Raw genomic sequence first — 26,471 nt, 5'->3', positions numbered from 1 at the left:
GGACATGGCTGCAGTCCATCAGTTACAAGGTGTCGGCAATGCCGCCGCCACATTACTTGAAAAATTAAATCTGTTCACAACTGATGATTTGCTCTTTCATCTGCCACGTGACTACGAAGACCGTAGCACGATCATTCCCATGAATCAATTGACTGTGGGACGTAGCTATTTGCTGGAAGGTATTGTCAAAGGCGTAGATTTTCCACCAGGTAAACGCAAGTCCATGGCCGTACTGCTGGATGATGATTGCGGTAAGGTGACGCTACGTTTCTATCATATCTATAAGGGCATTACCGACCGCTGCAAAGTTGGTGCAAGATTAAGAGTCTTTGGCGAAGTGCGTGTTGGTGCCCGTGGCCTGGAAATGTATCACCCCGAATTACAGGTCATTACTGAACATACCCCACTTCCGCAGACACAACTTACGGCGATCTATCCGGCAACTGAAGGCCTGACCCAACCCAAATTACGTGAATATATCAAGCAGGCGCTCGCCCTACACAGTGATGATCTGCCGGAACTGTTACCAGCTCAATTCAGCAATGGCTATGACCTGAAGCAGGCACTGGAATATATTCATCATCCTCCAGTCGATGCCAATATGTTGCAGCTGGCACAGGGTTCCCACCCCGCCCAGCAGCGTTTGATCTTTGAGGAACTGGTCGCGCATCAGATCAGTTTACTGACCCGCCGTGCCTTTATTCAGCAGATTGAAGCGCCTGCATTTTCACCAAGTAAGCGTTATGCCAAACAGTTGCTCGCGGGTCTACCTTTTGAAATGACGGGGGCGCAAAAACGTGTTTCACGAGAAGTTGCCCATGACATGAAAGGCAACAAACCGATGTTGCGTCTGGTACAGGGCGATGTCGGTGCAGGTAAAACACTGGTTGCTGGTGTGGCAGCCTGTCATGCTCTGGAAGAAGGCTGGCAAGTGGCCCTGATGGCACCAACTGAAATTCTGGCAGAACAGCATTATTTAAATTTTAAAAAATGGTTTGAGCCACTGGGACTGACTGTTTCCTGGCTATCTGGCAAGCAAAAAGGTAAAGCCCGTACTGCGGCAGAACAAAGCATTAGAGATGGTAGTGCCAATCTGGTGGTCGGCACCCATGCCTTGTTTCAGGAAAATGTCGAGTTTGCCAAATTGGGGCTGGTAATTATTGATGAGCAGCATCGCTTTGGTGTGGATCAGCGTCTGGCTCTACGCAATAAAGGGCTGGATGGCATGTCACCGCATCAACTGGTCATGACGGCGACACCAATTCCACGTACGCTTGCCATGTCTGCGTATGGCGATCTGGACACTTCAGTTATTGATGAACTGCCACCCGGTCGAACGCCGATTCAGACCGTCACTATCCCACTGGACCGCCGTGAAGAAGTCCTACAACGTATTGCCACCAACTGTGCTGAAGGCAAGCAGGCCTATTGGGTCTGTACCCTGGTCGAACAATCAGAAACACTGGATGCCCAAGCAGCAGAAGCCACTTTTGCCGAAATTAAGGAACGCTTCCCGGAAATCAATATCGGTCTGGTCCATGGCAAGATGAAGCCTGATGAAAAGCAGACGGTGATGCAACAATTTAAAAATAATGAATTGCAGCTATTGATTGCCACGACCGTGATTGAGGTGGGTGTCGATGTACCGAATGCTTCTCTGATGGTGATTGAGAATGCTGAGCGTCTCGGGCTTTCACAACTGCATCAGCTGCGTGGCCGTGTTGGTCGGGGTGCGAAAGCCAGTTTCTGTGTACTCCTGTATAAGCATCCCCTTTCTCAGAATGGTCAGGAACGTTTGCGTATCATGCGTGAAACCAATGACGGCTTTATCATCGCGGAAAAGGATCTGGAACTGCGTGGTCCAGGTGAACTGCTTGGCACCAAACAAACCGGAGATATGGGTTTCCGGGTAGCCAAGCTGGAACGGGATGACCACCTGCTCAATCAGGCGCATTACGTGGCCCAGCAGATGTTAAAGGATTGTCCGAAACAGGCCGTTGCGTTATTAAAACGCTGGTTACCTGAGGCACCACGTTATGCCTATGTCTAAGCTGATTCAGCAAGGCAAACATTGGCTGGACAAGTTACAACCCTGCCAGCTTTGTCACAACGATTATCAAACAATTTACTCAGTATGCCAGGATTGCTGGAACCAGCTACCTTGGGCACATCAGACCATCCAGCGCCAGGAAATGCAGGTACAGATTGCCTGCCATTATGATTATCCGATGGATCGTCTGATTCAGTTGTTCAAATATGAGCAGAAGCTTTATCTGGAAAACTTGTTAGCAGGCGCGCTTATCAGTTTGAAACTTCCCAAAGTCAGCGCAGTCGTCCCGATGCCAATCTCGACAGACAAATTGGTACAGCGCGGCTATAACCAGTCCTTACTGCTGGCTAAACAGGTCGCAAAGCATCTTCAAGTTCCAGTATGGCAACCAGTGAGCCGGCTCAAACAGCATTCACAAAAAGGCTTAAGCCGCCTGGAACGGATTGAAGATATTGAAGCACAATTTCAGATCAGTACATCATCAAAATTGCGTTATCGTAAAGTACTGATTATTGATGATGTGGTAACAACTGGCAGTTCAATTCGTGCACTTAATCAGAAGCTCCAAGAACTTGGCTGCCAGCAAATTTATACAGCCTGTGTCGCAGGTGCAAAGCTTTAAATTAAGCTTGGGCCAATAGATTTGACTTCACCCATGGAATCACAATTTCTGTGGTTAACGGGGCCAGTGCTAAGTCTTGTTCATTGAGATCAATCCATTTCATCTCAGCAATCTCCGCCTCAATTTTTGGCATTTGATCCAGTTTGACCAGATATACATAACTGACCAGTTGGTGGTCAGGTTCATTCGCGGTCTTCGTTTCAAAACGACCCACAAATTGCTGTACTTCAGCCTGACAGCAAATTTCTTCCTGGATTTCACGAACAATCGTCTCTTCAGGTGCTTCATTCGGTTCCAGCTTGCCACCCACCTGCATAAAGCAACTGGTGCCTTTCTTACGCACAACCAATAATTGCTGTGCTTCATTCAGTACAATACCGGCGGCAACAGTAATAACTTTCATAACAACTCAAATTTAAAAATGATCAATCGGCTTATTTCACGAGATCTTGCTGATCAACCATCCCCCATTTCGCTTGCGGTGGTTGATAATTCTCAAAAGCATCCAAAATTGTTTCAATTTCTTCACTGACAATGAGTTTCTCGGTAAAATGTGCCTTGGTAAAACCCTGTTCAGTCGTGTGCTGAATAAAATGAATCAAACCGGTATAGAAGTTTTCTGCATTTAAAAATGCACATGGCTTTTCATGAATACCGAGCTGTGCCCAGGTCCATTGCTCAAAGATTTCTTCCAGTGTTCCTACACCACCCGGTATCGCAATAAAACCATCTGCCAGTTCTGACATTTTGGTTTTGCGCTCGTGCATATTTTCAACAATATGCAGTTCAGTCAGACCAGGATGGGCCAGTTCACGGTCTACCAGCTGCTTTGGAATCACCCCAATCACTTGGCCGCCCGCAGCCAGAGTACTGTCCGCAACAATTCCCATCAAGCCTGAACGGCCACCACCATAAATCAGAGTTTGCTGTCTAGCTGCCAGCGTCTGGCCGACTTTTTCAGCAATCTCGGTATAAACAGGTGCGTTCCCCAGTGCGGAACCACAAAAAATTGCGATAGAATTCATCATTTTTCACCATTTAGTTCTAGCTGTATCGCAAGGAATCCCTGATCGAAGCTTTTTTTGAAAAAATAACTGTTCAATCAGTGTTTTTATTCAATTCCTTGTCTAAAATACACCCATTCCAATTTACATACTGCGCAAGGGAGAAAAGACAGCATGCTTGAAGCCTTTTATGCCACAGAGCGCGGTAGCCTAGAAGATACCACTATTAATGGCGACTTTGATTTACATCAAGATTTGGTTTGGGTTGATCTGATTGCTCCTTCACAGGAAGAGCAGCAATGGATCATGGATGCTTATGAGCAAAATCTTCCTACGCTCAAATCATTAGAAGACATTTCATCCAGTGCCCGATTCTACCGCGATGATGACGGTATTTTGCATATCAGCACTTATTTTTTAACGAAAAATAAAAACTATCAGGTCGAAGAAGATACTGAAGATCAATCCAGCATTTTAGCCACGGTGCAAACCGTCGCCTTCATTCTGCATAAAGATCGGCTATTTACCTTGCGTGGGGAAAAGCTGGTCGCGTTCCGTGCCTTTCGTGCTCGTGCGCGCCGCAATGATTATGAGATTGATTATAAGGATCCGACCTGGATTCTACTTGGCCTGCTTGAAGCCAAGCTGGATGAGCTGGCGGATATTCTGGAAGATGTGCACAAGGATCTGGAAAAATACTCAACCGAAGTCCTGAATAACCGCCATCGTGAACAGATTCTGGATCTGGATGACATGATTACCCGTCTGGCACAGCTCGAGGATATGCTTGGAAAAGCCCAGCTCTGTCTGATCGATTTACGCCGGGTACTGACCTTCCTGTCCCGTCCACGGGCGCTGGGTAGTCATATCTATGATGCGGACATTCGAGAGCTCAGTGAAGATGTACGCTCTCTGGTTGAGCATGATGCGTTTCTGTTCCAAAAGGTGCGATTCCTGCTTGATACTACTTCCGGATTCATTAATACCGAACAGAATGACACGATCCGTCGATTCTCGATCTTGCCAAGTATGCTTGCGCCGCCAATGCTGATTGCGAGTATTTATGGAATGAACACAGAAGTTCTGCCTTTTGCACATGGCACCACCAGCTTTATTATTGTCGGGCTGATTCTGGTCGCATTCTTCATTGGACCATTGATTTACTTTAGATGGAAGAAATGGATTTGAGCGAGCTTTGAGGCACTGCTTCAAAGCAAAGCGCAAGAAATCTCTGTATTTAATTCATATCTATTTAATCCCTCTTCAACTTCTCTCTAAAAAAGTGAAGAAAATTCCCCCTCCTTTTCCAGAGGAGGAGTTAGGTGAGGATTTTCACCCTCTCTTTAACTCTCCCTGAGGGAGAGAGGACTTGCAATCTATACTTAAATCTATTTGATTTTCATTATTTTTTTAAAATCTAATCACAATAAAAAAGCACCTTTCGGTGCTTTTTCTTTTTACTGAATGATCTGTAAATCATTCTCTAGGTGACAGGACTGTATGATCTTCATCACTTTTGCAGGAACGGCTTTAAACTGCAATCCTTTGGCTTGTGGCGTCTGACGTAACCATCTGACCAATATCGCCAAAGCCAGAGTACTGCCACTTTCAAGCTCAGCCAGATTTACCACAATAGGAAAAACTGTCTGTGACTGAATTTCACGCAGCCCCTGTTCATAGTATTGCTGCGCATTGTTATAGTCGATTTTGCCTATAACATGCAGTTCCTGATTACTGAATCTGATCACAGCTCACCTATCTTATTTTTTCTTTTCAACCGCTGCTTCTGCATCTGGCTTGAAGTTTGCAATTGCTTTATCCAGGTTACCGCCATTACGTTTTACAGTCGCTGCAAACTGGTTACGGAACTGTAAACCTAGATCAATACCAGACACGTTGATATTACGGATTTTCCATTGTGAACCTTTATCGGCCAACTGGAAAGAAACCGGAATTTTCTCGCCATTATTATGGAAATCAATGGTTACAACTGGATTTTTGCTACCCGTGTCTTTGTACGGACGCATGGTATAAGACTGGTTGGTATATTTGGCAAATGCTGAACCATAATTTTCAGTCAGCGTTTCACGGAAATTACGTTCAAACTGAGCACGCTGTGCAGCAGAGCTATACTGATTAGTTGCATACGTTCCCATCACAATGCGGGTAAATGCTTGTGAATCGATATATGGATCAAGATTCTGACGAATAATAGTTTTCACCAGTGCCGGATTGCTCTGCAACTTGCTATGGTCTGCTTTCAGACGAGCCACCAGATTGTCTGCAACTTTCTTGATAAATGCAGGTGGTGCTTCAGCCGGTGCAGCGAAAACACTTCCCATCGCCATAGTAGATAGAATGCATGCTGCAAGGGTTTGCTTTACTAAAATATTCACTCAAATTTCCTCAATCATTATTCAACAAATGCAGGTTCTGCATCTGTAGCTTCAGAAGTTACTGCATCAGCAGATGCCTCCTGAGTTTCTGATGACTTACTGCCTGCTCCACCTGTCACGAATTTGGTAATTAAATCTTCAATTTCCATCGTACCTTGGGTATTGGCAATATGATCACCACGTTTCAAATAATTCAGACCGCCGCCTGGAATAATTTTCAAATACTTTTCACCCAACAAACCATTGGTTGCTACCATAATGTAAGCATCTTCATCAATATTGGTAATGGATGTCATGTTGTCTAAGAGTTGCTTTTCCATTGCTTTTTGTTGCGCAGGTGCCGCAGCTTCATAGTCAGTGCTGTAACGTAACTCATCTAGGGCTTCTTGCTGTACTTTCTTTAACTGTTCAGCATTAAATGATGTCAGTGAACCATCTAGCGTCATATGTACAGTGGCTAATCGGGTGACTGGATCAAGTGTAATCGTATCGACCTGACCGACTTTCACACCGCTTAAAGCCACTTTGGCACGTGGCTTAATGCCATTTACATTTTCGAAAGTTGCTGTCATTTTATAGCTGTCGGCAATATTGGTTCCGACCAAACCACTGACACGCATTGCCAGGAAGAAAATTGCAATTCCAAACAAAATGACAAAAACACCAACGGCCAGCTCACTGGTACGTGATTTCATTAAACACCTCCGAACATGACCGCAGTCAACACGAAATCAAAACCTAAAACACACAACGATGAATACACCACAGTACGTGTTGTGGACGTTGCAATCCCTTCAGATGTCGGTTCACAGGCATAACCCTGATAGACCGCAATCCATGTACAAATCAATGCAAATACAAAACTTTTAATGATGGTACCGTTAAAGATATCCTTGTAGAACTGCACGGTACTTTCCATACCGCTCCAGTACGCACCTTCATCTGCGCCAAGGAAATCTACACCGACCATTTTACCGCCCATAATGCCCACGGCAGCAAAAATTACGGACAGCATTGGCAGACTGAAAATCCCCGCCCAAAGACGTGGTGAAATGACCCTTTTCAGCGGATCAACCCCAATCATCTCCATACTGGATAACTGTTCAGTGGCTTTCATCAGACCGATTTCGGCTGTCAATGCAGAACCGGCACGACCGGCAAACAGTAAAGCGGCCACAACAGGTGCCAGTTCGCGTAATAAGGTTAGAGCTACTGCGGTACCTAACATGGCTTCACTGCCGAAGGTAGCCAGAATGGTATACATCTGCAAACCGAGGACAGCACCAATAAACAGACCTGAAACTACGATGATCAGTAAAGAGAGCACCCCAACACGGTACATCTGGTAGACAAATAGCTTAAACCCCAGCCAGGTTGGCATCGAAATCAGAATTTGCAACAGCATCAGGGTCGCAACCCCAATCCCGCGCACACGTTCTATGACGCGTCTACCCAATAAGGCAATTGCATTCATGAACGCACCTCATCACTTAAATAAGCCGCATGACTAAACTGATAATCCACAGGCCCCTCAACGGAACCCGTCAGGAACTGCTGAACAAATGCAGAAGGATGTGCTTTTAATTCTTCAGGTGTACCTTCGCCCTGGATCTTTCCTTCTGCCACTACGTAAATGTAGTCCGCAATGGATAGAGTTTCTGCTACATCATGCGAAACGATAATTGTAGTCAGGTCTAATGCTTCACGCAGGGAACGAATCAGACGTGTTAATACGCCCATCACAATCGGGTCTTGCCCGGCGAATGGTTCGTCATACATGATCAGCTCTGGGTCAAGTGCAATCGCACGTGCTAGAGCCACACGACGGTTCATACCACCAGATAATTCAGAGGGCATCATCTGCTCTGCACCGCGCAGACCGACAGATTCCAGCTTGAGCGCCACGATTTCTGCGATCAAGTGCTCAGGCAATTTGGTATGTGCACGAATCGGGAAAGCGACATTTTCATAGACACTCATATCTGTAAACAATGCACCGCTCTGGAATAACATACCCATACGTGCACGTGCAGCAAATAGCTCGTGACGTGACATGCGTGCGATATCCTTGCCATCCAGCAACACCTGTCCCTGATCTGGCGTTAGCTGTCCGCCAATAAGACGTAATAATGTAGTTTTACCGGTACCAGAAGGTCCCATAATGGCAGTGATCTGACCACGTCGAATGTTCAGGCTGACATTCTCATAAATCACACGTTCGCCTCGCTTGAAGCTCAAACCTTTCACTTCTATGAGTGATTGAGTCTCAAACGCTGTTTGATTTTTCATAGCTAAGCGTTTTCCTGCATTTTTTCAGCATGCGTACTATAAAGGATTAACTCTCTAAATGTTACCTTTTGATCGGAATGTTACAATGGCAAAAAGGCAATATCTGAATGAAAAAAATGAGAAAGCATGATTTGTTTTTATAATTTTATCGCTTGCTTATATGTTCAATAATCATTCAATTATAAAAATTATAGAGAAAGAGAATGATGTTACATAAGATCAGGATCAGCGCAATATAAGGCATAATAACCTCATGGATATAACGAGCCAAGTGTGATTTTTGAGGATTAGTTATCATAACCGATTCAAATTCAGAAATGGCACACACTTTACCTAAAACTTTAAAAAAATGCATCCATAAAAAAACCAGCGTTATCGCTGGTTTTTTCTGGCTAGATTCAATTAGTCATTAAATTTGCGACGTGGACGGTCTTCACCGAACGAACGCTCACCACGTGGTTTGTCATCGAAGTTACGGCGTGGACGATCACCACCGAAATCACGTTTAGGACGGTCATCACCAAATGAACGTGCTGGACGGTCACCGAAGCCACCTTCACGACGTGGCGCCGGACGATCACCGAAATCACGTTTAGGACGATCCCCAAAACCACCCTCACGACGTGGCGCCGGACGATCACCGAAATCGCGTTTAGGACGGTCACCGAAAGAACCTTCACGACGTGGTTTGTAATCTACGCGGTTGCCACGGTTATCATCAGAACCTTCGAAACGAGGACGGTCGCCAAAATCACGTTTTGGACGGTCATCGAAAGAACGTTGCGGACGATCACCGAAACCGCCTTCACGACGTGAAGCTGGACGATCACCGAAGTCACGTTTAGGACGATCACCAAAACCGCCTTCACGACGTGGACGATCACTGTTGAAGTCACGACGTGGACGATCTTCGCCACCGAACGCAGGACGGTCGCCACGAGGTTTGTCATCGAAGCTACGACGTGGACGGTCATCACCACCATCACGACGTTTGAAGTTACCTTCACCTTCGAAACGACGACCACCGCCGAAGCCACCACGGCCGCCATCACGACCACGACCACGACCACGACCAGCGCCATCACGGCTACCGCGTGCAGGAGGTGGAGATGGCTCAAGACCTTCGATTTCAGATACTTCTAAACGAGCATCTAGGTAGTCTTCAAGCGCACGGATTTTACCGCGTTCACGGTAAGTCGCTAAAGTAATCGCTTTACCAGTACGGCCCGCACGACCTGTACGACCAATACGGTGTACATAGTCCTCGTTCTTCATTGGAAGACCGAAGTTGATGACGTGAGAGATTGTTGGTACGTCTAGACCACGTGCTGCAACGTCAGTTGCAACCAAGATTTTTGCACGACCTTCACGGATGCTGCGTAGACGACGGTTACGAACTGTCTGTGGCATTGCACCGTGAAGTGCTACTACTGATAGACCTGCTTCAGCAAGTTCTTCAGCCAGCATATCGGTATCTTCTTGCGTAGAAGCGAATACAACTGCCTGATCAACGTCTTCTTCGTTTAACCAGTGAGTCAGTAATTTTTTCTTGTGCTCAAAGCCATCAGTCCAGTGCAAAGTCTGAGTGATGTCAGTATTCGTAGAGTGACCAGTTTCGATCGCAATACGCTCTGGCTCATTCATCATGCGTTCAGCAAGCGTGATGATACGCGGTGCAAATGTTGCAGAGAACATCAAAGTCTGTTTACGATTCGCCGCCAAGTCACCGATTGCCTCAAGGTCTTCAGAGAAGCCAAGGTCTAACATACGGTCAGCTTCGTCGACGATTAACGCATCAACTTTGTCCAGTTTAATCTGGCGACGGTTAACAAGATCAAGTAAACGACCTGGTGTCGCAACTACAACTTGTGCGCCTTTTAATTGTTGGATTTGTTTACCAAATGGCATACCACCCATGATTGCAGCAATACGAACACCTTTCATGTGACGTACAAATGCAATCGCATCCTGACAAACCTGTTGTGCAAGTTCACGTGTTGGTGAAATTACCAGGATATTTGGTTGAGTTACCGCTTTCATACGTTCTTTGAACGGAACGAAAGTATCTTCAGTTGCAAGGCCATTCAATGTAGGGAGAAGGAAGGCTGCAGTTTTACCAGAACCAGTCTGGCTTGACACTAGAAGGTCTTTACCTTCAAGCGCCGCAGGAATAGATTGTTCCTGTACAGGTGTAGGCGCAGTAAAGCCTAGTGCTTGTAAAGCTTGTTGTAAGGTTTCGTGTAGAGGAAAATCAGCAAAAGTTTTGCTCATAGAGTCTTTCACCCGGAAATTGGGTGCTCCATTAAAAATAAAGTCAAATGAACATCGACAAAAAGCGGTACAGCAATATACGCTGAAAATAAGAGATCATTCAGCGGCGATCCGAGTAACGACGATGTGATATAACGCACGCATGATTACGGCATAACCTGAAGGAATCGCTTTAGCGATTGGGGCGCGAGATATCGTCCTCTCTTTGGACCGCACGCGCATACACAATGATAAGAAGAGAAATGTTCAGGTAACGAACAGAAATTAAGTGCGTGCGCGGATTATAGCAGGATTTAAAATAATGTCATTAAGTTTTATTGTTATTTTGTATTAATCTAAAATTAGTTGATATTTTAACCATATTTAGCAGTAAAAATATTCTCTCGTAATGAAAAAGGCATCCCTTAGGATGCCTCTTATATGTTTTAAACCAAAATGTCTAAACCCGATTATTTAGCTGCCTCGCCCCATGCAGGAACAACTGCCTGCATTAAAGGTTTCAGCATTTTCATAGAGCAGGCAATGACCTGACCTTTTTCCATAGATTCGCTGCCACCACGTGCATCAACCACTGTACCGCCTGCTTCTTTCACAATCAGTTCACCAGCAGCGATATCCCAAGGTTTCAAACCAAGTTCAAAGTAACCATCTAAACGACCTGCCGCAACATAAGCCAGATCCAGCGCAGCAGAACCTGCACGGCGGTATTGCGCACCTGCTTCAGTAACGTTTAATAGAGATTCGAAATGGTTTTTCGCATAAGACACCACTTCACCGCCACGTTGAGCACGGTAAGCATGACCGACTGCCAGGAAAGAATTCTGCAAGTTGTCTTTCACATTTACACGGATACGACGCTGGTTCAGCATCGCGCCACGACCACGACTTGCAGAGAATAGCTCATCTTTCACAGGGTCATAAATAACACCGTGTTGGGTTACGCCTTTGTGCTGAACAGCAATAGAGATACAGAAATGCGGGAAACCGTTGATGAAGTTCAGTGTACCGTCAAGAGGATCAATCACCCAACACCATTCAGCGTCGTGACCTTTACCTTCTTGCAGACCAAACTCTTCACCAAGGAAGCTGTGGTTTTTATAACTTTTACGCAGCGTATCGATAGTCAGTTGCTCTAGGTAACGGTCAACACGCGTTACAGGACCATCAATGCCTTTTTCTTCGACTTGTAGATCGAGTTTATGACGATTTTGATGCGCTTTTAAAAGCTCTTGACCAACTAATTGAGCCGCACGCGCAGCCATCACCACCATAGGTTCCATTGAACACCCACTACAAATTTGAAGATATTGATAAAGAATAATGCATAAAAGCCCCTACATTTTAGCAAATATAAGGGCTTTTTGGGAAAAAAATGTGTCTAAAATTTTGAAGACGTTGTTTCAGACTGACTGGGTAAGTGAAGACCAAGCCTGATTCATTGACTTTTCAATGCCTTGAGCATCAAGTCCTGCCTGTTGCAGCATCTGTGCATGGGTCGCTTGCGCCATAAAGGTATCAGCAAGACCAAGATTTAAAATTGGTTTTACGATCTGCGCTTCAGCCAGATATTCATTGACTGCACTGCCCGCACCTGCCATCACTGCATGTTCTTCGACTGTCACGAACAAAGTGGAACTTGGCGCAATATCATCCAGCATTTGGGTATCCAGTGGTTTGATGAAACGCATATTTACCACGCGTACACCCACGTCATGCTTGCTCGCAAATACCTGAGCGGCTTCCACTGCGGCCTGAACCCGACTACCGAATGCCAGAATAGAAACATATTCGTCATACTGTTCGTTCAGGCTGAGCAATAATTCTGCCTGACCGATCTGCATCTCGGTCATGGTTTTCTGGATTTCCACACCCAGTCCATTCCCGCGCGGATAACGTACTGCTGCCGGACCTTTATAGAGATACGCAGTATGTAGCATCTGGCGACATTCATTTTCGTCTTTTGGCGCCATGATCACCAGATTCGGAATGGTACGCATATAAGCATAGTCATATGCTCCGGCATGGGTCGGACCATCTTCACCAACCAGACCGGCACGGTCGATCCCAAACGTCACATCCAGATTTTGTAGCGCCACATCATGTACTAACTGGTCATAACCACGTTGCAAAAACGTTGAATAGATCGCTACAACTGGCTTCAAACCTTCGCAAGCCATACCCGCTGCTAGCGTTACCGCATGCTGTTCTGCAATCGCGACATCAAAGAAACGCTCAGGATATTGCTTAGCAAATTCCACCATGCCTGAGCCTTCACACATGGCTGGGGTAATGGCCAGCAAGCGGTCATCTTTCGCCGCTTCATCACACAACCACTGACCAAATACATCAGAATATTTTGGTGCTGGATTTGCAGTAGACCCTGCATTTAAACGACTAATCGCGTGATATTTAATTTGTTCTGCTTCTGCCGGAGCAAAGCCCTTGCCTTTCTTGGTATAGACATGAATCAGACGTGGACCTTTACGCTTTTTCAGTGCATTAAACACATGCACCAATTGACTCAGATCATGACCATCATAAGGACCAAAATAATCAAAACCAATCGCCTTAAACAGGTTATCGGCAGCATCAGTCGCAGCACAATGCAGACGTGAGTTATACACCCATTCTGGATGCGGCTGAACGAAGGCTTCACCCTCTTCAGTAATATTCACCGACTCACCACGTTCCCACAATGCAGCGAGATGCTTGGCAAAACCACCAGTGCTGCAGGAAATCGACATGTCATTGTCATTCAGCACCACCATCAGATCTGCATTGTGCGCGACGGCGTCATTCATGGCTTCAAAGGCCATACCTGCCGTCATTGCACCATCACCAATAATGGACACCACTTCACATGGATTCTTTTGATAGCGACGCGCCAAGGCCATGCCCAAGCCTGCTGAAATCGCAGTGGAAGAATGCCCTACCCCGAAAGTATCAAATTCAGATTCATCACGCGCCGGGAATGCGGCCAAGCCATCTTTGGCACGAATCGTGGTTAATTGCTCACGACGACCGGTTAAGGCTTTATGCGGATATGCCTGATGACCTACATCCCAGATCAGGCGGTCGTCTGGCGTATTGAAGCAATAGTGCAAAGCTACAGTCAGCTCAATCACCCCCAGATTGGCACCAAAATGCCCACCACTTTGTCCTGCAGCATACAAAATGTACTGACGTAACTCATCGGCCACCTGCTCAAGCTGATTTTGCTCAAGTGAACGCAATTGCTCTGGATGATCGATCGCATCAAGCAACGGTGTTACAGGGCGTTGAGTTGGTATTTCTGTATACAGCATAAATGGCAAAGCCTTCAAAAGCCTGGCAAATCCTAAGCTAGGTCTGTCTATGGGGAGTCCCGATCATATAGTCGAATTGTAGCAGCTTCAATTGACTAAAGCTGTTAACGGCGCAATATTAAACAATGAGCTTGATCAGGGCAAAATTTGCAGAATACGATTATCCTGAATAATCTTACTGTTTATCAACTATTATCGTTCGCTTTATACAAAAAAGAAAATGTTCTCCAGAAAATCATCTATGCAACCCTACTAATGTCCAATCATTACGCTATACTTTGAGCAATTTCAGGATTTAACGGGTTCAGCTGTGCCTATCGAGTTTGTCGCAACATCAAGATTACCTACCGCTCATGGTGAATTTAAAATTACTGTTTTTCAAGACCCTAAGACTGGCGAAGAACATGTCGCGTTATCTAAAGGACTGGAAGAATCGAGTGATGAACCCGTGCTGGTACGTGTACATTCTGAGTGTTTGACGGGTGATGCTTTTGCCTCACTGAAATGTGATTGTGGACCACAACTTCAGGCGACACAAAAGCTGATTAATGAAGTCGGTCGTGGTGTGATTCTATACTTGCGTCAGGAAGGCCGCGGGATTGGTTTGACCAATAAAATCCGGGCCTATGCCCTGCAGGATCAAGGTCATGACACCGTAGATGCCAACCTAATGCTAAACCTGCCAGCCGATGCACGCCAATACGATATGTGTAGCATCATGCTGGATCATTTAGGTGTAAAAGCAGTACGCTTGATTACCAATAACCCTACAAAAATCAATGCACTTAAAGATTTGGGTATTAATGTGGTGGATCGTGTACCGCTGACGGTTGGTCTAAATCCATTTAATGAACAGTATCTTAAGACCAAGCATGAACGTATGGCGCATCTGTATCGGAAGGATGATTTTTAGCTTTCATACAAATCCAACCCAACCCTCCTTTGCTAAAGGAGGGAGTTCCTCCCCTTTCTTAATGAGGGGGAAAAGCCTCCCTAAGCAAGACTTAAGCACTGCTTTAAGTTGAAGTGTAAGAAAGGGAGGATTGAAGGGATTTCTAAATCGTCATCGAAAAAATCCGGTTCTCCGGCATTTTACGTTTTAATCTCAGGTCAAAAGCCATACAGATATTACGTACAAAAGGTTTCCCTTTCTCCAAAATTGTGACTGATGAGTCTGCAATTTTAATTAACTGATCCTGTGACATTTCTTTGAGCTGTTCTAGTACTTCGTCAATTTCAGCAAATTGCATGTGCTCATCTGCCCAAGAAGTGGTGAAACTGCACATCAGATTCAGGATATGCTTACGGATGATTAAATCTTCCTGACTTAATACATGCCCTTTAACTACTGGAATCTCATTCCGTTCCAGACATTCATAATATTCTTCAATGGTTTTTACATTCTGGGCAAAGCTGTACCAGCTATCACTGATTGATGAAATCCCCAGTCCAATCATCACTTGCGTTTTGGAAGCCGCATAACCCATAAAGTTACGGTGTAAAGAACCCTCCTTAAAAGCCTGATACATGCTGTCACTTTCTAGCGCAAAATGATCCATGCCAATTTCATAGTAGCCATGTGCCAATAGTTTCTTCTTGCCTTCTTCATAGCACTGGCGCTTGATTTCATCTTTAGGCACATCGGCATCTTTAAAACCGCGCTGACCATTGCCCTTGATCCATGGCACATGCGCATAGCTATATAAGGCTAAACGGTCCGGCATTAAGGTATTGGTTTGACCAATGGTAGTCAGTACATCATCCAGGCTCTGGAATGGTAAGCCAAAGACCAGATCATGCGAAATCGAGGTATAACCTATTTCACGCGCCCATTCGGTGACCTGTTTGACATTTTCATAAGGCTGGATGCGGTGAATGGCTTTCTGCACAGTTTCATTATAATCCTGCACGCCATAGCTGACCCGGCGGAAACCTAAGTCATACAAGCCTTGCAAATGTTCATAAGTGGTATTGTTCGGATGGCCTTCAAAACTGAATTCATGCTCAGACGCTATTTCAGCCTTAACCAAGATACCTTTAATCAGTTGAGTTAAATGCTCAATCGAGAAAAAAGTCGGTGTACCACCACCAAGATGGATTTCCTTGATCATTGGCTTTTCTTCCAATAATTCACAGTACAGATCCCATTCCTTCAGCACCGCCTGAATATAGGGTTGCTCAACTTCATGCCGTTTGGTGACACGTTTATGGCATCCACAGAAAGTGCACAGGCTTTCACAAAATGGCAGATGGATATATAGACTGATGCCTTCTTTCTGATTCGATTCAGCAAAAGAGCGCTTTAAAGTCTGTTTCCACTGTTTCAGAGAAAAGTACTGTTCTTCCCAATACGGTACAGTTGGATAACTGGTATAGCGTGGACCTGGGACATTGTATTTTTGAATGAGGGAAGTAGCCTGAACCGACATAATATCCACCTATAACCATCGAAAATTTACCCAAGCATGGGCCATCTAAAGCTATTGTGTGGGGCTCGGAAAAAGAATTCAACCTAGCATCTCGGTCGGATTTAATACGCTACCCTGCTTTAATTTACTGGAACAGAAAGTCTTTTTAGATCATCAGTATCGGCAAATACATCTTAATTTTTATGCCATTTTATGCTTTGATGTAGAAAGTCTTTCTTTCTCCCCATGAGGGCTTTGATGCAGCATCCAACTTCTGCGGATATTCAACGCGTACGCGAATTCCTCCTCGACTTACAAACGCGCATCTGTGCGGCTCTCGAACAACAAGAACGTGCTGGTAGTGGCTCAGCTGAGTTTATCATTGATGACTGGGAGCGACCTGAAGGTGGGGGTGGCCGTTCACGTGTGCTGCAAAATGGGACAGTGATTGAAAAAGGCGGGGTGATGTTCTCGCACATCAATATTTCTAAACTACCGGCTTCAGCCACTGAACGTCATCCACAAATTGCCGGGGCTAAGGCACAGGCGATGGGTGTCTCACTGGTGATCCATCCCAAAAATCCAAATGTGCCGACCTCACATGCCAATGTGCGCCTATTTGTTGCTGAAAAAGAAGGCCAGGATCCGATCTGGTGGTTTGGCGGTGGTTTTGACCTGACACCGTTCTATCCGAATGATGAAGATGTGCTTTCATGGCATCAGACGGCGCATGATCTGTGTGCGCCATTTGGCAAAGAAGTTTATGCACAGCATAAAAAATGGTGTGATGATTATTTCTACTTAAAGCACCGTGATGAACAGCGCGGTGTCGGTGGCCTGTTCTTTGATGACCTGAACCAATGGGATTTTGAAACCTGTTTTAAATACATGCAGGCAGTGGGCAATGGTTACTTAGATGCCATCATTCCGATTTTCCAGCGCAATCAGGACAAACCTTATAGCGAAGCACAGCGTGAGTTTCAACTGTATCGTCGTGGTCGTTATGTTGAATATAATCTGGTTTATGACCGTGGTACTTTGTTTGGCTTACAGACCGGTGGTCGGATCGAATCCATTCTAGTGAGTCTGCCACCACTCACTGGCTGGTCTTATCGTCCGGAATGGGCCGAAGGTTCACCAGAGAAACAACTCACCGATTATTATCTAAAGCCACGAGATTGGCTAAAAGAGTTAAAGAAGTAAGTGTACGCTTAACCAAAATGCTCTCAGTTTGAGGGCATTTTTTGTAAAACTGTTCCAATTATTTTCTGCTTACAATATCTCTAATTTTTTCTCCTTAAAGTTCCTGCAATTAACTCTTTCCCAAATTTACAAAAGTAATTCTTCAAAACTATTAATTTGAACGAAAAATTTTCCTATAAACATTTAGAAACTTTTCTTTATATAAATAAGCAGAAATGCCCTCACTTCGTCACAAGCTCTGCTGTATAGTAAAATCTTAAAAATATTGGGTAAAAATATATGCAGCTACGACATTTCAAAAGTCATGTGCTGATGATGTGGATATTTCTGGCCGTTACAGTCAGTGCAATTACTACAACATTCTTAACCAAGGATCTTATCTTGGACAGTCTGGCAATCAGTGTCAGCATTATTATGATTATCGGTATTATCTTAAGTGGTGCCCTGCTTCTGACCGAACGCATTATTAAAACCTGTAACTCCTAAAATAAGCCCCTAGAATTAGACCTTTCAATGCTTTAGTACCTACCTGTTTTCACGTATATTGTTGAGCATTTCAGTACATGGACACTGTGAAATGAGCAAACAATTTGCTGTTGTTGGCAACCCGATTGAACAATCACGTTCTCCAGAATTGCATCATGCATTTGCCGCTAAAACCGGTATTGATCTCACCTATAGTAAACGTCTAGCCCCGCTGGATGGCTTTGAAGTCAATATTCAGGACTTCTTTGCCCAAGGCGGTATCGGCATGAATGTCACGGTTCCGTTTAAAGAACGAGCTTATGCTCAATGTCAGGTGCTGACTGAACGCGCTCGTATTGCCGGTGCAGTAAATACACTATGGATGGAAAATGGCGTCCTGCATGGTGATAATACCGATGGTCAAGGTCTGGTTGAAGCTATTCGTGCTTTAGACTGGGATCTGGAAAATACCGATATTCTGATTATTGGCGCTGGTGGTGCGACTCGTGGGGTGATCTATCCACTGGTACAGGCAGGTGTGAAGAAAATTGTGATTGCCAATCGTACCCTCGCTCGTGCCGAACAGCTGATTGCGGATCTAAAAAATGCATTACCACAAGCTGAACTGCAAGCGATTGCCTTGACTGATCTGGCGGGTGATTTCGATATTATCATCAATGCAACTTCTGCCAGCTTGAGTGGTGATGCCTTAATCCTGCCGGAAGCACTGCAGTTTAAATATGCTTATGAAATGGCCTATGGCAAACCATCTACTTTCTTAGATCAAGCCCGTGCGCGTGGTGTTCCTAGCGCTGAAGGTTTTGGCATGCTGGTGGGTCAAGCGATTGAATCCTTCTCGATCTGGAATGGGGTCAAGCCACAGCTCAAAGATTTCCTTTAAGCTCGTTTAAGCTTTTAATATGATTCAAGAGTCTCTATGGAGGCTCTTTTGATTTTCCGACAGAAGGAAATCTACAGAGCAATAAGTGGATTTAATGACAGCACTTCTGTTTATTTTCGAACAATAACATTTGTGTACAATTCCCCCAAAAAACCACCTAGACAAACAGAATAACTATCTATTAAAGTCGTCTCATATAAGTCTTTTTTATTTTTCAGCTATTTATTATTAGCCCATATCTTTAACCTGAATCACCCTAATTTTCCTATCTCCTCGATTCGCCTTTCTGACATTTTTATTTGCTTGCCTTATCAATGTATTTTTAGCCGCAATGTGAATAATCAAAGAATCGATACAGATAATCCAAAACTATTAATCAGGATTAAAACGCATGCCAGCATATAAAGCCCCGTTACGTGACATTCGCTTCCTTATGAATGAAGTGCTTGATTACCCTGCACATTACCAGACACTATCAAATGGTGAATATGCCGATGCTGATACCGTGGACATGATTCTAGAAGGTGCAGCAGATTTCTGTGAAAATGTACTGTCTCCATTGAATCAAAGTGGTGATCTGGAAGGCTGTCATTTTGAAAATGGTGAAGTCACTACGCCTAAAGGCTTCAAGGAAGCATACGAACAGTTCGTACAAGGCGGCTGGCAAGGTCTTTCTTATCCTGAAGAATTTGGCGGTCAAAACCTTCCACAATCTTTGAATCTGGTTAAGTCTGAAATGATGGGCACTGCAAACTGGTCCTTCCAGATGTATCCAGGTTTAAGTATCGGCTGTATCAATACCATTATTCAATTTGGTTCAGATGAGCAAAAAAATCTTTACCTGCCTCACCTGGTAGCAGGTACATGGTCTGGTACCATGTGTTTGACTGAGCCGCAATGTGGTACCGACCTGGGCCAGGTAAAAACCAAAGCTGAGCCAAATGCAGATGGCACGTATGCTATTTCAGGTACCAAGATCTTCATCTCGGCGGGTGAACATGATCTGACTGAAAATATCATTCATATCGTACTTGCACGCCTGCCAGATGCACCTGCAGGCACTAAAGGTATTTCCCTGTTCATCGTACCGAAATTCATTCCGGCAGCTGATGGCGGCATTGGTGAACGCAATCCGGTTACTTGTGGTTCGATTGAACACAAAATGGGAATCCGTGCATCTGCAACAGCTGTACTGAACTTTGACAATGCGGTTGGTTACCTGATTGGTGAAAAGAATAAAGGTCTGCATGCAATGTTTACCTTTATGAATACGGCACGTATCGGTACTGCAGTTCAGGGTATCTGTCATGCAGAACTGTCTTTCCAAGGTGCCCTGCCTTATGCCAAAGAGCGTATGTCGATGCGTGCCCTTTCTGGCAAGAAAGATCCAGAAAAAGTAGCTGATGCCATCATTCACCATGCTGATGTTCGCCGTATGCTATTGACGCAAAAAGCAATTGCTGAAGGCGGTCGTGCAATGATTTATCATGCAGCACAAATTGCAGACAAAATGAATGATGCTCTGGTTCGTGGCGATACAGCAGCTTTCGAGGCGCATGATGATCACTTAGGTTTCTATACCCCTATTCTGAAAGGTTTCCTGACTGAACTGGGCTATGAAGCAGCCAATCACGGTATGCAAGTCTTTGGTGGTCATGGCTATATCAAAGAATGGGGCATGGAACAGATCGTACGTGACTCGCGTATCTCTACTCTTTATGAAGGTACAACAGGTGTACAGGCACTAGATCTGATTGGCCGTAAAGTGCTGTTAACTTCTAAAGGCAAAGCGATTCGTGATTACACGGCAGAAATCCTGAAATTCTGTGGCCAGCATGCACGTAACAAATACATGCGTCGTTTTGCTTGGGACTTAACCAAACTTTGCGCACAATGGAATGCATTGACGGTTCGTATCATGCTGGCTGCACGTAAGGACCGTGATATTGTTTCTTCTGCATCTGTAGATTTCCTGATGTTCTCAGGCTATGTGATGATGGCATACTTCTGGGCACAACAGGCTGCGGTAGCTTCCGCAAAACTGGCTGAGGGCAACGGTACTGAAGTTCCTGAGTTCTATAAGGCAAAAATCAAGACAGCTGATTTCTACTTTGAGCGCATGTTGCCGCGTACTCAAGGTCATGCTGAAGCCATGGTCAACCCATCTAAAACGATGACTTCACTGGCATCTGAGCACTTCAGTTTCGATTACTAAGTTTTCGCTGACATTGAAAGTCAAATAACAAAAAGAGCGCTACGGCGCTCTTTTTGTTAAAGCATATTAAGTCCTTGATTTTTTAATTCTGTATAATTTTTCTACAATTTTATTTTAAGTGATATCAACTGCATAAAAAATAATAGTGATATACAGCTTGAATATCTCTGAATTCAGGGTATGATGGTTGCAACTAGAAAAATTCTTGTTTTGGTTAGTCTTCTTTAAGTATCGCAGTTTTAGTCATAAACCTCCGTTTTTATAGATCAAAAGCTCCATCCAGTCTATTTTTCCAAGTTACATCTTAGTCATCCCATAGATTGACTATAAATCAATAAAACTCAATAGGTTATATTATGTCTAATACAGTTACTGGTACAGTAAAGTGGTTCAACGAAACTAAAGGTTTTGGCTTCATTCAACAAGACAACGGTCCAGACGTTTTCGCTCACTTCAGCGAAATCCAAGGTTCAGGTTTCAAAACTTTAGCTGAAGGCCAAAAGGTTTCTTTCAGCGTTGCTCAAGGTCAAAAAGGCCCTACAGCGACTAACATCACTGCAATCTAATCGTTGCTAAGATGAAAAAGAGCACTCATTAGAGTGCTTTTTTTGTGCCATACATAAATAGATACTTATCTTAGATCCATTAATTAAGGTCTTGCTTTTCTTTGATCCCTAGTCTTTTAATTCAAAATACTCTGTCTAATTTCTTCATCTGATTACAGTCATGTAAAAAATTACACTAAGTCATAATCATCACAACAGCCCATATTACAAAATATCGCCTAAGCCTCGTTAATATGAATGACTTGAAGGAAAAGTCGAAATAGAAAAAAAGCCTTAGGTAATCCATCGGGCTTTTTTATTTTTAAAAAATCAAAATGATATCAAAGGTTAATCTATTGCTTACTCTAACTTGAAACTGATATCGGCACTGTGATTATCTAAAAATACATGCTGCCGATGCCAAGCTAAAAAGTTTTGATCGGGCTGATAGCTCTTTGGCACCTGTAATCTCTGCCCCTGATACTGTTTTAAATAGGTGTATAAGGACTGGTCGTGTAGTGCTTTATTCGCAATACAAACTTTAAACTTTTCATCAATAGTCATAAAACCAGTATCAAAAGCTTTATCTAACAGAGAAGACAGACAAATTCCATTCCGTGGGTTAGTTCGTTGAGCATAATTTTCTGACCAAGGAATGATATGGGAAGCTACTAGAAAATCTTTGGTTTTGATCCCTGAAATTGCACATTGATATTGATAATTGAGCTTTACTTTTAAAGCAAATTCTCTTTGTTCAACGCCTCGGATTTTGACATGGGCACGCTTATCTTCAACAAAATAATCAGCAACTTCTTGCTCTACACGAGTTTGGGATGCATTGAATTCATAAGTATTACCTTGCACCCCAATATTCAGCAATCGCCAAAAATCATCAGCATGGATTTCATTCATACCATATTACTGGAAAAAATATTCCCAAGTTGAGCCACGGGTCTTAAAGCTCCACTGAAAATTTTCCAAATCGGATTGTAGGATAGGATTTTCAAAGGCAATGCCTTGTTCAATAGTGGCATAGACTGGCTTTTGACGAACTTTATCGGGCCTAGATGCATTCGGAACTTCAATCATCTGACCAATGCGGCCAGCACCGTAAATATAGAATTGGTTTTTTATTTCTGAAGCTTTCTGTGGTCGACGGTAGAGAAAGAAATCACCTGGACGAACTTTATTAAATTTTGCTTTGTCCCAATGATATTCCTCAAAATCCAAGTCACCATAAACCAGATGATCACTTTTACTATCAAAAATAAAAAAACGTGCATCGTCTAATTCTACTTTGTAGAAATCTAATAAAGAACTCACCCGCCCCTCACAATATTGTTATGTTATTCAAATGACTTAATATTTGAATAATCAAAAAATTATTGAGAAATTAATAGAGGCAGATGGAATTAAACTTTATTGAATAGAAATCCACCGGCTTATAAAAACTCTTCCAGTACTGAGTTTAAAAATACATGCCCCTGCTCAGTACAAGCCAGACGTTCTGAATCCTCAACCATGAGTTTACGTTGACGCAGTGAAGTTAATAATGCATTCAGACCATCCAGACTAAGGCCAGTACGCTCTGCATACAACTTTGCTGTTACACCATTATTTAAACGCAAGGCATTCATCATAAATTCAAACGGCATATCTTCAGCTTCAATCCGTTTAAACTGCAAATGTTCTGCTGGCACCTTCGATAAATAATCTTTCGGCAAACGGGTTTTCTGGAAACGATAGACCCCATCAGCTTGGGTGACTTTCCCATGTGCCCCTGCCCCAATTGATAAATAATCACCAAACTGCCAGTAATTCAGGTTATGTGCTGACGGTAACTCTTTACGCCAAGCCGAGACTTCATAATTAATAAAGCCCTGAGCCTTTAAATAAGCCTCACCCTGTTCCTGAATCTCTTCCAAGACCTCATCCACAGGTAAAATAGGCTGCGTACGGAAAAATACCGTATTGGGTTCAATAGTGAGCTGATACCAGGAAATATGAGTCGCTCCATTTTCCACAGCTAATTTCAAGTCATTTAAAGCCTGCTCTAAAGTCTGTTCTGGTAATCCATGCATCAGATCAACATTAATACGCTCAAAACCTGCCTCTTTCGCATGCGCAATTGCCGAGATCGCATCTTCATTGCTATGAATACGCCCCAGCTTTTTCAAATGCTCAGTATTAAAGCTTTGTACACCGATGGAAAGACGGTTAATACCCGCTGCCAAGTAACCGGCAAATGGATCATGCTCTACTGTACCTGGATTGGCTTCCAAGGTGATTTCACAGCCTTCTTCAAAAGGAAGCAGTGCTTTTAATTGATTAAATAACCACTGATAACCTTGAGCAGAAATCAGGGATGGTGTACCCCCACCAATAAATACACTATGAATCTGACGTCCCTGAGCAAAGTCAAGCTGGGTCTTAAAGTCCTCAACCAAGGCATGCAAATATTCCTGCTCGAGATCTAGAGACAGTTTGCCATCTGGTACCGCATGCGAATTAAAATCACAATATGGACATTTACGCATACACCATGGCATATGAATATACAGGGACAAGGGAATAGCGGCAGGATTTAAATCAGTCAAGGACAGTGCTCAGAACATCAGATGAATTTTGTTGTATTTTAGCATGACAAAAGTACCCTGCTTATGAATTCTCATCCGCTTTACAGTAGACTCAGTTTAACTTAACAAAAACAAGACCCTGAGAATGAAAATATCTTCCGAGATCCTGCTGTTTATCCCTTTGGCAATGGCAATTGGTATTGGCTTAAGTTTTCAGACCGGTATCAATACCCAGCTACGGGAATATTTATATTCTCCCTTACAAGCTGCCCTTTTCTCCTTTCTGATTGGTACAATATTGCTTGCTGTGTTGGTATTTTTTCAACAGGTGGATAAACCGAGCCTCAGTACATTTACGCAATTGCCCTGGTATTTATGGCTGGGCGGTGTCATCGGTGTCTATGCAATTAGCATGAGCATCTATAGTGCACCTAAGCTTGGGCTACTGACTTTGTCTGCATTGGTGATTTTTGGACAGCTGGTCTCTTCCATGATCATTGATCATTTTGGCTGGTTCGACAGTGAAAAAATACAACTCAACTGGCAACGTCTTCTGGGTGGCGTGGTGATTTTTATTGGTGTGCTTCTCACTTTACAACGCTAAACCTTCTATCTAAGCACATGATGAAAGATGAGTATTTTTTGTGTCGAATGTTTCGTCAGCCACAACCCTAAGCTTTGAATTAAAACGACTGTTCACCTTAATGTTGCCCATTTTGATCACCCAGTTTTCCCAAGCTGGTCTTGGTCTGATTGATACCATTATGGCAGGGCATCTGTCTGCAACTGATCTGGCAGCCATTGCAGTCGGGGTCGGGTTATGGATTCCGGTGATGTTATTATTTAGTGGCATCATGATTGCTACTACTCCTTTAGTGGCTGAAGCTTACGGTGCTCGCACTCCCGAGAAAATTTCAACGATTGCCCGTCAATCCCTTTGGGTGGCTTTAGTCCTCGGGGTGATCGCAGGGCTAGTTTTGCAGATTTTACCTCTTACCCTACCTTTGCTGGGTGTGCCGGAAAGCCTGCAGCCTAAGGCTGGCCTGTTCCTGCATGCCATTGGTTTTGGTATGCCAGCCGTGACTATGTATGCAGCACTGCGTGGCTATTCCGAGGCAATCGGTTATCCACGCCCAGTCACTGTAATCAGTCTATTGGCCCTGCTGGCATTAATACCACTCAACTTTATTTTTATGTATGGTTTCGGTCCAATTCCTGCATTGGGCAGCGCTGGTTGTGGTTTTGCTACAGCGATTCTGCAATGGTTGATGCTGATTACGCTTGCGATTTATATTTTAAAAAATAAGTCCTATCAGGCAACCCAACCCTTCACTCACTGGGAAAAAATTAATACTTACTGGCTCAAGCGTATTCTCAAGTTAGGCTTACCGATTGGTCTGGCAATTTTCTTTGAAGTGAGCATTTTCAGTACGGCAGCGATTGTCCTTAGTCCACTCGGTGAAACCATTGTCGCGGCACATCAAATTGCGATCTCGATTACATCGCAGCTATTTATGATTCCAATGTCTTTAGCGATTGCTTTGACGATCCGTGTTGGAACCTATTATGGCGAGAAAAACTGGGTCGCGATGCGTCAGGTGCAATGGCTGGGTTTAGCCACTGCTACTGTACTTGCCGTATTAACCATGCTGCTGCTGTGGTTCTTTAAGCATGAGATTGTGGCGCTCTACACCTCAGAAATGCAGGTCTCCCAGATCGCAGTGTATCTGGTACTATTTGCAATTGCCTATCAGCTGATGGATGCTTGGCAGATCAGTGCGGCAGGTTGCTTACGTGGTATGCAAGATACCAAAGGCCCGATGTGGATCACCATGATTGCCTATTGGGTGATTGCCTTCCCGGTCGGTGTCTATCTGTCCAGATTTACGGATATGAGTGCGGCCGGTGTCTGGGTGGGGCTGATTGTCGGCCTGAGTGTGGCCTGTGTGCTACTGCTGATGCGCCTTTATGGCAACAATAAACGTTTAATTCAGCAGGCTTAAAAGAATTAAAAAGGATGAATTTTCAATCCTATATTTAATTAACTCTCCAACGACATGGATGTCGCCGTTGATCAGTCATCTTGCGCCACGCTTTAAAGCAGTGCTTAAAGCGTGGCCCAGAATATAGCATCAGTAATAAAGGGGTTTTATTACTTTTGCCGCTGTGAAAGTAAAAACCACCTACACAATAAGATAAAAATGCGAATGAAACATTGAGG

General features: G+C 44.0%; 25 protein-coding genes. 11 read left to right on the top strand and 14 right to left on the bottom strand.

The window, feature by feature from the left end; genetic code table 11:
• Positions 1-4: 4 nt before the first annotated feature.
• Together recG and BK820_RS01040 are read left to right on the top strand one after the other, a co-directional pair.
• Positions 5-2,050, top strand: coding sequence for an ATP-dependent DNA helicase RecG (recG, locus tag BK820_RS01045; RefSeq protein ID WP_071319848.1), 2,046 nt, complete (start codon positions 5-7; stop codon positions 2,048-2,050).
• Positions 2,037-2,672, top strand: a complete 636-nt coding sequence (locus BK820_RS01040) for a ComF family protein (protein ID WP_071319847.1) — start codon at positions 2,037-2,039, stop codon at positions 2,670-2,672. Before recG ends, BK820_RS01040 begins: the two co-directional genes overlap by 14 nt.
• 1 nt (position 2,673) lies before the next feature.
• On the opposite strand, the gene BK820_RS01035 is transcribed toward BK820_RS01040, so the two are convergent.
• Positions 2,674-3,075, bottom strand: coding sequence for an NUDIX hydrolase (locus BK820_RS01035; RefSeq protein WP_048881813.1), 402 nt, complete (start codon positions 3,073-3,075; stop codon positions 2,674-2,676).
• Positions 3,076-3,106: 31 nt separating this feature from the next.
• Entirely contained in the window at positions 3,107-3,697 is a 591-nt protein-coding gene (locus BK820_RS01030; RefSeq protein WP_071319846.1) for an LOG family protein, read from the bottom strand.
• A 153-nt stretch (positions 3,698-3,850) separates the two neighbouring features.
• On the opposite strand from BK820_RS01030, the gene BK820_RS01025 reads away from it, so the two are divergent.
• The gene (locus BK820_RS01025; RefSeq protein WP_071319845.1) at positions 3,851-4,864 is read left to right on the top strand and encodes a CorA family divalent cation transporter; all 1,014 of its coding nucleotides are present in this window, start codon (positions 3,851-3,853) and stop codon (positions 4,862-4,864) included.
• Positions 4,865-5,133: 269 nt separating this feature from the next.
• On the opposite strand, the gene BK820_RS01020 is transcribed toward BK820_RS01025, so the two are convergent.
• The 8 genes from BK820_RS01020 to dxs form a co-directional block, all read right to left on the bottom strand.
• Entirely contained in the window at positions 5,134-5,424 is a 291-nt protein-coding gene (locus BK820_RS01020) for an STAS domain-containing protein (protein ID WP_005223368.1), read from the bottom strand.
• 12 nt (positions 5,425-5,436) lie between these two features.
• Positions 5,437-6,072, bottom strand: coding sequence for an MlaC/ttg2D family ABC transporter substrate-binding protein (locus BK820_RS01015; RefSeq protein ID WP_004809849.1), 636 nt, complete (start codon positions 6,070-6,072; stop codon positions 5,437-5,439).
• 17 nt (positions 6,073-6,089) lie between these two features.
• Entirely contained in the window at positions 6,090-6,767 is a 678-nt protein-coding gene (mlaD, locus tag BK820_RS01010) for an outer membrane lipid asymmetry maintenance protein MlaD (protein WP_071319844.1), read from the bottom strand.
• Positions 6,767-7,546, bottom strand: coding sequence for a lipid asymmetry maintenance ABC transporter permease subunit MlaE (mlaE, locus tag BK820_RS01005; protein ID WP_004809853.1), 780 nt, complete (start codon positions 7,544-7,546; stop codon positions 6,767-6,769). The genes mlaD and mlaE overlap by 1 nt, the downstream gene beginning before the upstream one ends.
• A complete protein-coding gene (locus tag BK820_RS01000) occupies positions 7,543-8,361 on the bottom strand; it encodes an ABC transporter ATP-binding protein (RefSeq protein WP_048881808.1) in 819 nt (272 codons plus the stop codon). Before BK820_RS01000 ends, mlaE begins: the two co-directional genes overlap by 4 nt.
• Before the next feature lie 402 nt (positions 8,362-8,763).
• On the bottom strand, positions 8,764-10,632 hold the full coding sequence (locus BK820_RS00990; RefSeq protein ID WP_071319843.1) for a DEAD/DEAH box helicase: 1,869 nt from the start codon (positions 10,630-10,632) through the stop codon (positions 8,764-8,766).
• A 449-nt stretch (positions 10,633-11,081) separates the two neighbouring features.
• Positions 11,082-11,912, bottom strand: a complete 831-nt coding sequence (locus BK820_RS00985; protein ID WP_004809859.1) for an inositol monophosphatase family protein — start codon at positions 11,910-11,912, stop codon at positions 11,082-11,084.
• Positions 11,913-12,032: 120 nt separating this feature from the next.
• A complete protein-coding gene (gene dxs, locus BK820_RS00980) occupies positions 12,033-13,937 on the bottom strand; it encodes a 1-deoxy-D-xylulose-5-phosphate synthase (protein ID WP_071319842.1) in 1,905 nt (634 codons plus the stop codon).
• Between the two features lie 310 nt (positions 13,938-14,247).
• Between dxs and ribA the strand changes: the two genes are divergently transcribed.
• Complete coding sequence (gene ribA / locus BK820_RS00975) at positions 14,248-14,850, top strand: GTP cyclohydrolase II (protein ID WP_048881805.1); 603 nt, start codon at positions 14,248-14,250, stop codon at positions 14,848-14,850.
• Positions 14,851-14,992: 142 nt separating this feature from the next.
• Here ribA and hemN read toward each other — a convergent pair whose 3' ends face one another.
• Entirely contained in the window at positions 14,993-16,366 is a 1,374-nt protein-coding gene (gene hemN, locus BK820_RS00970) for an oxygen-independent coproporphyrinogen III oxidase (RefSeq protein WP_071319841.1), read from the bottom strand.
• A gap of 237 nt (positions 16,367-16,603) precedes the next feature.
• Here hemN and hemF point away from each other — a divergent pair, with 237 nt between their 5' ends.
• The 5 genes from hemF (at position 16,604) to BK820_RS00945 (ending at position 21,695) form a co-directional block, all read left to right on the top strand.
• Positions 16,604-17,548: an oxygen-dependent coproporphyrinogen oxidase gene (gene hemF, locus BK820_RS00965; RefSeq protein WP_071319840.1), complete on the top strand. Its 945-nt coding sequence runs from the start codon at positions 16,604-16,606 to the stop codon at positions 17,546-17,548.
• 279 nt (positions 17,549-17,827) lie between these two features.
• Positions 17,828-18,034: a hypothetical protein gene (locus tag BK820_RS00960; RefSeq protein WP_071319839.1), complete on the top strand. Its 207-nt coding sequence runs from the start codon at positions 17,828-17,830 to the stop codon at positions 18,032-18,034.
• A gap of 91 nt (positions 18,035-18,125) precedes the next feature.
• Positions 18,126-18,914 (top strand): shikimate dehydrogenase, encoded by a 789-nt coding sequence (gene aroE / locus BK820_RS00955; protein ID WP_071319838.1) that lies wholly within the window; start codon positions 18,126-18,128, stop codon positions 18,912-18,914.
• Between the two features lie 391 nt (positions 18,915-19,305).
• Positions 19,306-21,129, top strand: coding sequence for an acyl-CoA dehydrogenase C-terminal domain-containing protein (locus BK820_RS00950; RefSeq protein WP_071319837.1), 1,824 nt, complete (start codon positions 19,306-19,308; stop codon positions 21,127-21,129).
• Between the two features lie 356 nt (positions 21,130-21,485).
• The gene (locus BK820_RS00945) at positions 21,486-21,695 is read left to right on the top strand and encodes a cold-shock protein (protein WP_004786992.1); all 210 of its coding nucleotides are present in this window, start codon (positions 21,486-21,488) and stop codon (positions 21,693-21,695) included.
• Positions 21,696-22,034: 339 nt separating this feature from the next.
• On the opposite strand, the gene BK820_RS15625 is transcribed toward BK820_RS00945, so the two are convergent.
• The 3 genes from BK820_RS15625 to hemW form a co-directional block, all read right to left on the bottom strand.
• On the bottom strand, positions 22,035-22,586 hold the full coding sequence (locus BK820_RS15625; RefSeq protein ID WP_228715847.1) for an HNH endonuclease: 552 nt from the start codon (positions 22,584-22,586) through the stop codon (positions 22,035-22,037).
• Positions 22,587-22,592: 6 nt separating this feature from the next.
• Positions 22,593-22,997, bottom strand: a complete 405-nt coding sequence (locus BK820_RS15620; RefSeq protein WP_228715846.1) for a hypothetical protein — start codon at positions 22,995-22,997, stop codon at positions 22,593-22,595.
• A gap of 119 nt (positions 22,998-23,116) precedes the next feature.
• Entirely contained in the window at positions 23,117-24,271 is a 1,155-nt protein-coding gene (hemW, locus tag BK820_RS00935) for a radical SAM family heme chaperone HemW (RefSeq protein WP_071319836.1), read from the bottom strand.
• A gap of 124 nt (positions 24,272-24,395) precedes the next feature.
• Here hemW and BK820_RS00930 point away from each other — a divergent pair, with 124 nt between their 5' ends.
• Both BK820_RS00930 and BK820_RS00925 read left to right on the top strand, forming a co-directional pair.
• Positions 24,396-24,854 (top strand): DMT family transporter, encoded by a 459-nt coding sequence (locus BK820_RS00930; protein WP_004809881.1) that lies wholly within the window; start codon positions 24,396-24,398, stop codon positions 24,852-24,854.
• 40 nt (positions 24,855-24,894) lie between these two features.
• Positions 24,895-26,253, top strand: a complete 1,359-nt coding sequence (locus BK820_RS00925) for an MATE family efflux transporter (protein ID WP_071319835.1) — start codon at positions 24,895-24,897, stop codon at positions 26,251-26,253.
• The last annotated feature ends 218 nt before the right edge of the window (positions 26,254-26,471 follow it).

The organism is Acinetobacter sp. LCT-H3, from assembly GCF_001866125.1.
In the GTDB taxonomy this organism is placed as follows: Bacteria; Pseudomonadota; Gammaproteobacteria; order Pseudomonadales; family Moraxellaceae; genus Acinetobacter; species Acinetobacter schindleri.
This window is presented reverse-complemented; position numbering and strand designations above follow the sequence as displayed.

What these genes read in the sequence shown, in the direction of transcription:
- recG (WP_071319848.1), top strand. Translation starts at nt 5, where the DNA reads ATGGCTGCAGTCCATCAGTTACAAGGTGTCGGCAATGCCGCCGCCACA.
- BK820_RS01025 (WP_071319845.1), top strand. Translation starts at nt 3,851, where the DNA reads ATGCTTGAAGCCTTTTATGCCACAGAGCGCGGTAGCCTAGAAGATACC.
- BK820_RS00945 (WP_004786992.1), top strand. Translation starts at nt 21,486, where the DNA reads ATGTCTAATACAGTTACTGGTACAGTAAAGTGGTTCAACGAAACTAAA.
- BK820_RS15625 (WP_228715847.1), bottom strand. Translation starts at nt 22,586, where the DNA reads ATGAATGAAATCCATGCTGATGATTTTTGGCGATTGCTGAATATTGGG.
- hemF (WP_071319840.1), top strand. Translation starts at nt 16,604, where the DNA reads ATGCAGCATCCAACTTCTGCGGATATTCAACGCGTACGCGAATTCCTC.
- mlaE (WP_004809853.1), bottom strand. Translation starts at nt 7,546, where the DNA reads ATGAATGCAATTGCCTTATTGGGTAGACGCGTCATAGAACGTGTGCGC.
- hemN (WP_071319841.1), bottom strand. Translation starts at nt 16,366, where the DNA reads ATGTCGGTTCAGGCTACTTCCCTCATTCAAAAATACAATGTCCCAGGT.
- BK820_RS00950 (WP_071319837.1), top strand. Translation starts at nt 19,306, where the DNA reads ATGCCAGCATATAAAGCCCCGTTACGTGACATTCGCTTCCTTATGAAT.
- aroE (WP_071319838.1), top strand. Translation starts at nt 18,126, where the DNA reads ATGAGCAAACAATTTGCTGTTGTTGGCAACCCGATTGAACAATCACGT.
- dxs (WP_071319842.1), bottom strand. Translation starts at nt 13,937, where the DNA reads ATGCTGTATACAGAAATACCAACTCAACGCCCTGTAACACCGTTGCTT.
- BK820_RS01040 (WP_071319847.1), top strand. Translation starts at nt 2,037, where the DNA reads ATGCCTATGTCTAAGCTGATTCAGCAAGGCAAACATTGGCTGGACAAG.
- mlaD (WP_071319844.1), bottom strand. Translation starts at nt 6,767, where the DNA reads ATGAAATCACGTACCAGTGAGCTGGCCGTTGGTGTTTTTGTCATTTTG.
- BK820_RS01035 (WP_048881813.1), bottom strand. Translation starts at nt 3,075, where the DNA reads ATGAAAGTTATTACTGTTGCCGCCGGTATTGTACTGAATGAAGCACAG.
- BK820_RS00960 (WP_071319839.1), top strand. Translation starts at nt 17,828, where the DNA reads ATGCAGCTACGACATTTCAAAAGTCATGTGCTGATGATGTGGATATTT.
- BK820_RS01030 (WP_071319846.1), bottom strand. Translation starts at nt 3,697, where the DNA reads ATGAATTCTATCGCAATTTTTTGTGGTTCCGCACTGGGGAACGCACCT.
- BK820_RS00930 (WP_004809881.1), top strand. Translation starts at nt 24,396, where the DNA reads ATGAAAATATCTTCCGAGATCCTGCTGTTTATCCCTTTGGCAATGGCA.
- BK820_RS01000 (WP_048881808.1), bottom strand. Translation starts at nt 8,361, where the DNA reads ATGAAAAATCAAACAGCGTTTGAGACTCAATCACTCATAGAAGTGAAA.
- BK820_RS00985 (WP_004809859.1), bottom strand. Translation starts at nt 11,912, where the DNA reads ATGGAACCTATGGTGGTGATGGCTGCGCGTGCGGCTCAATTAGTTGGT.
- BK820_RS00990 (WP_071319843.1), bottom strand. Translation starts at nt 10,632, where the DNA reads ATGAGCAAAACTTTTGCTGATTTTCCTCTACACGAAACCTTACAACAA.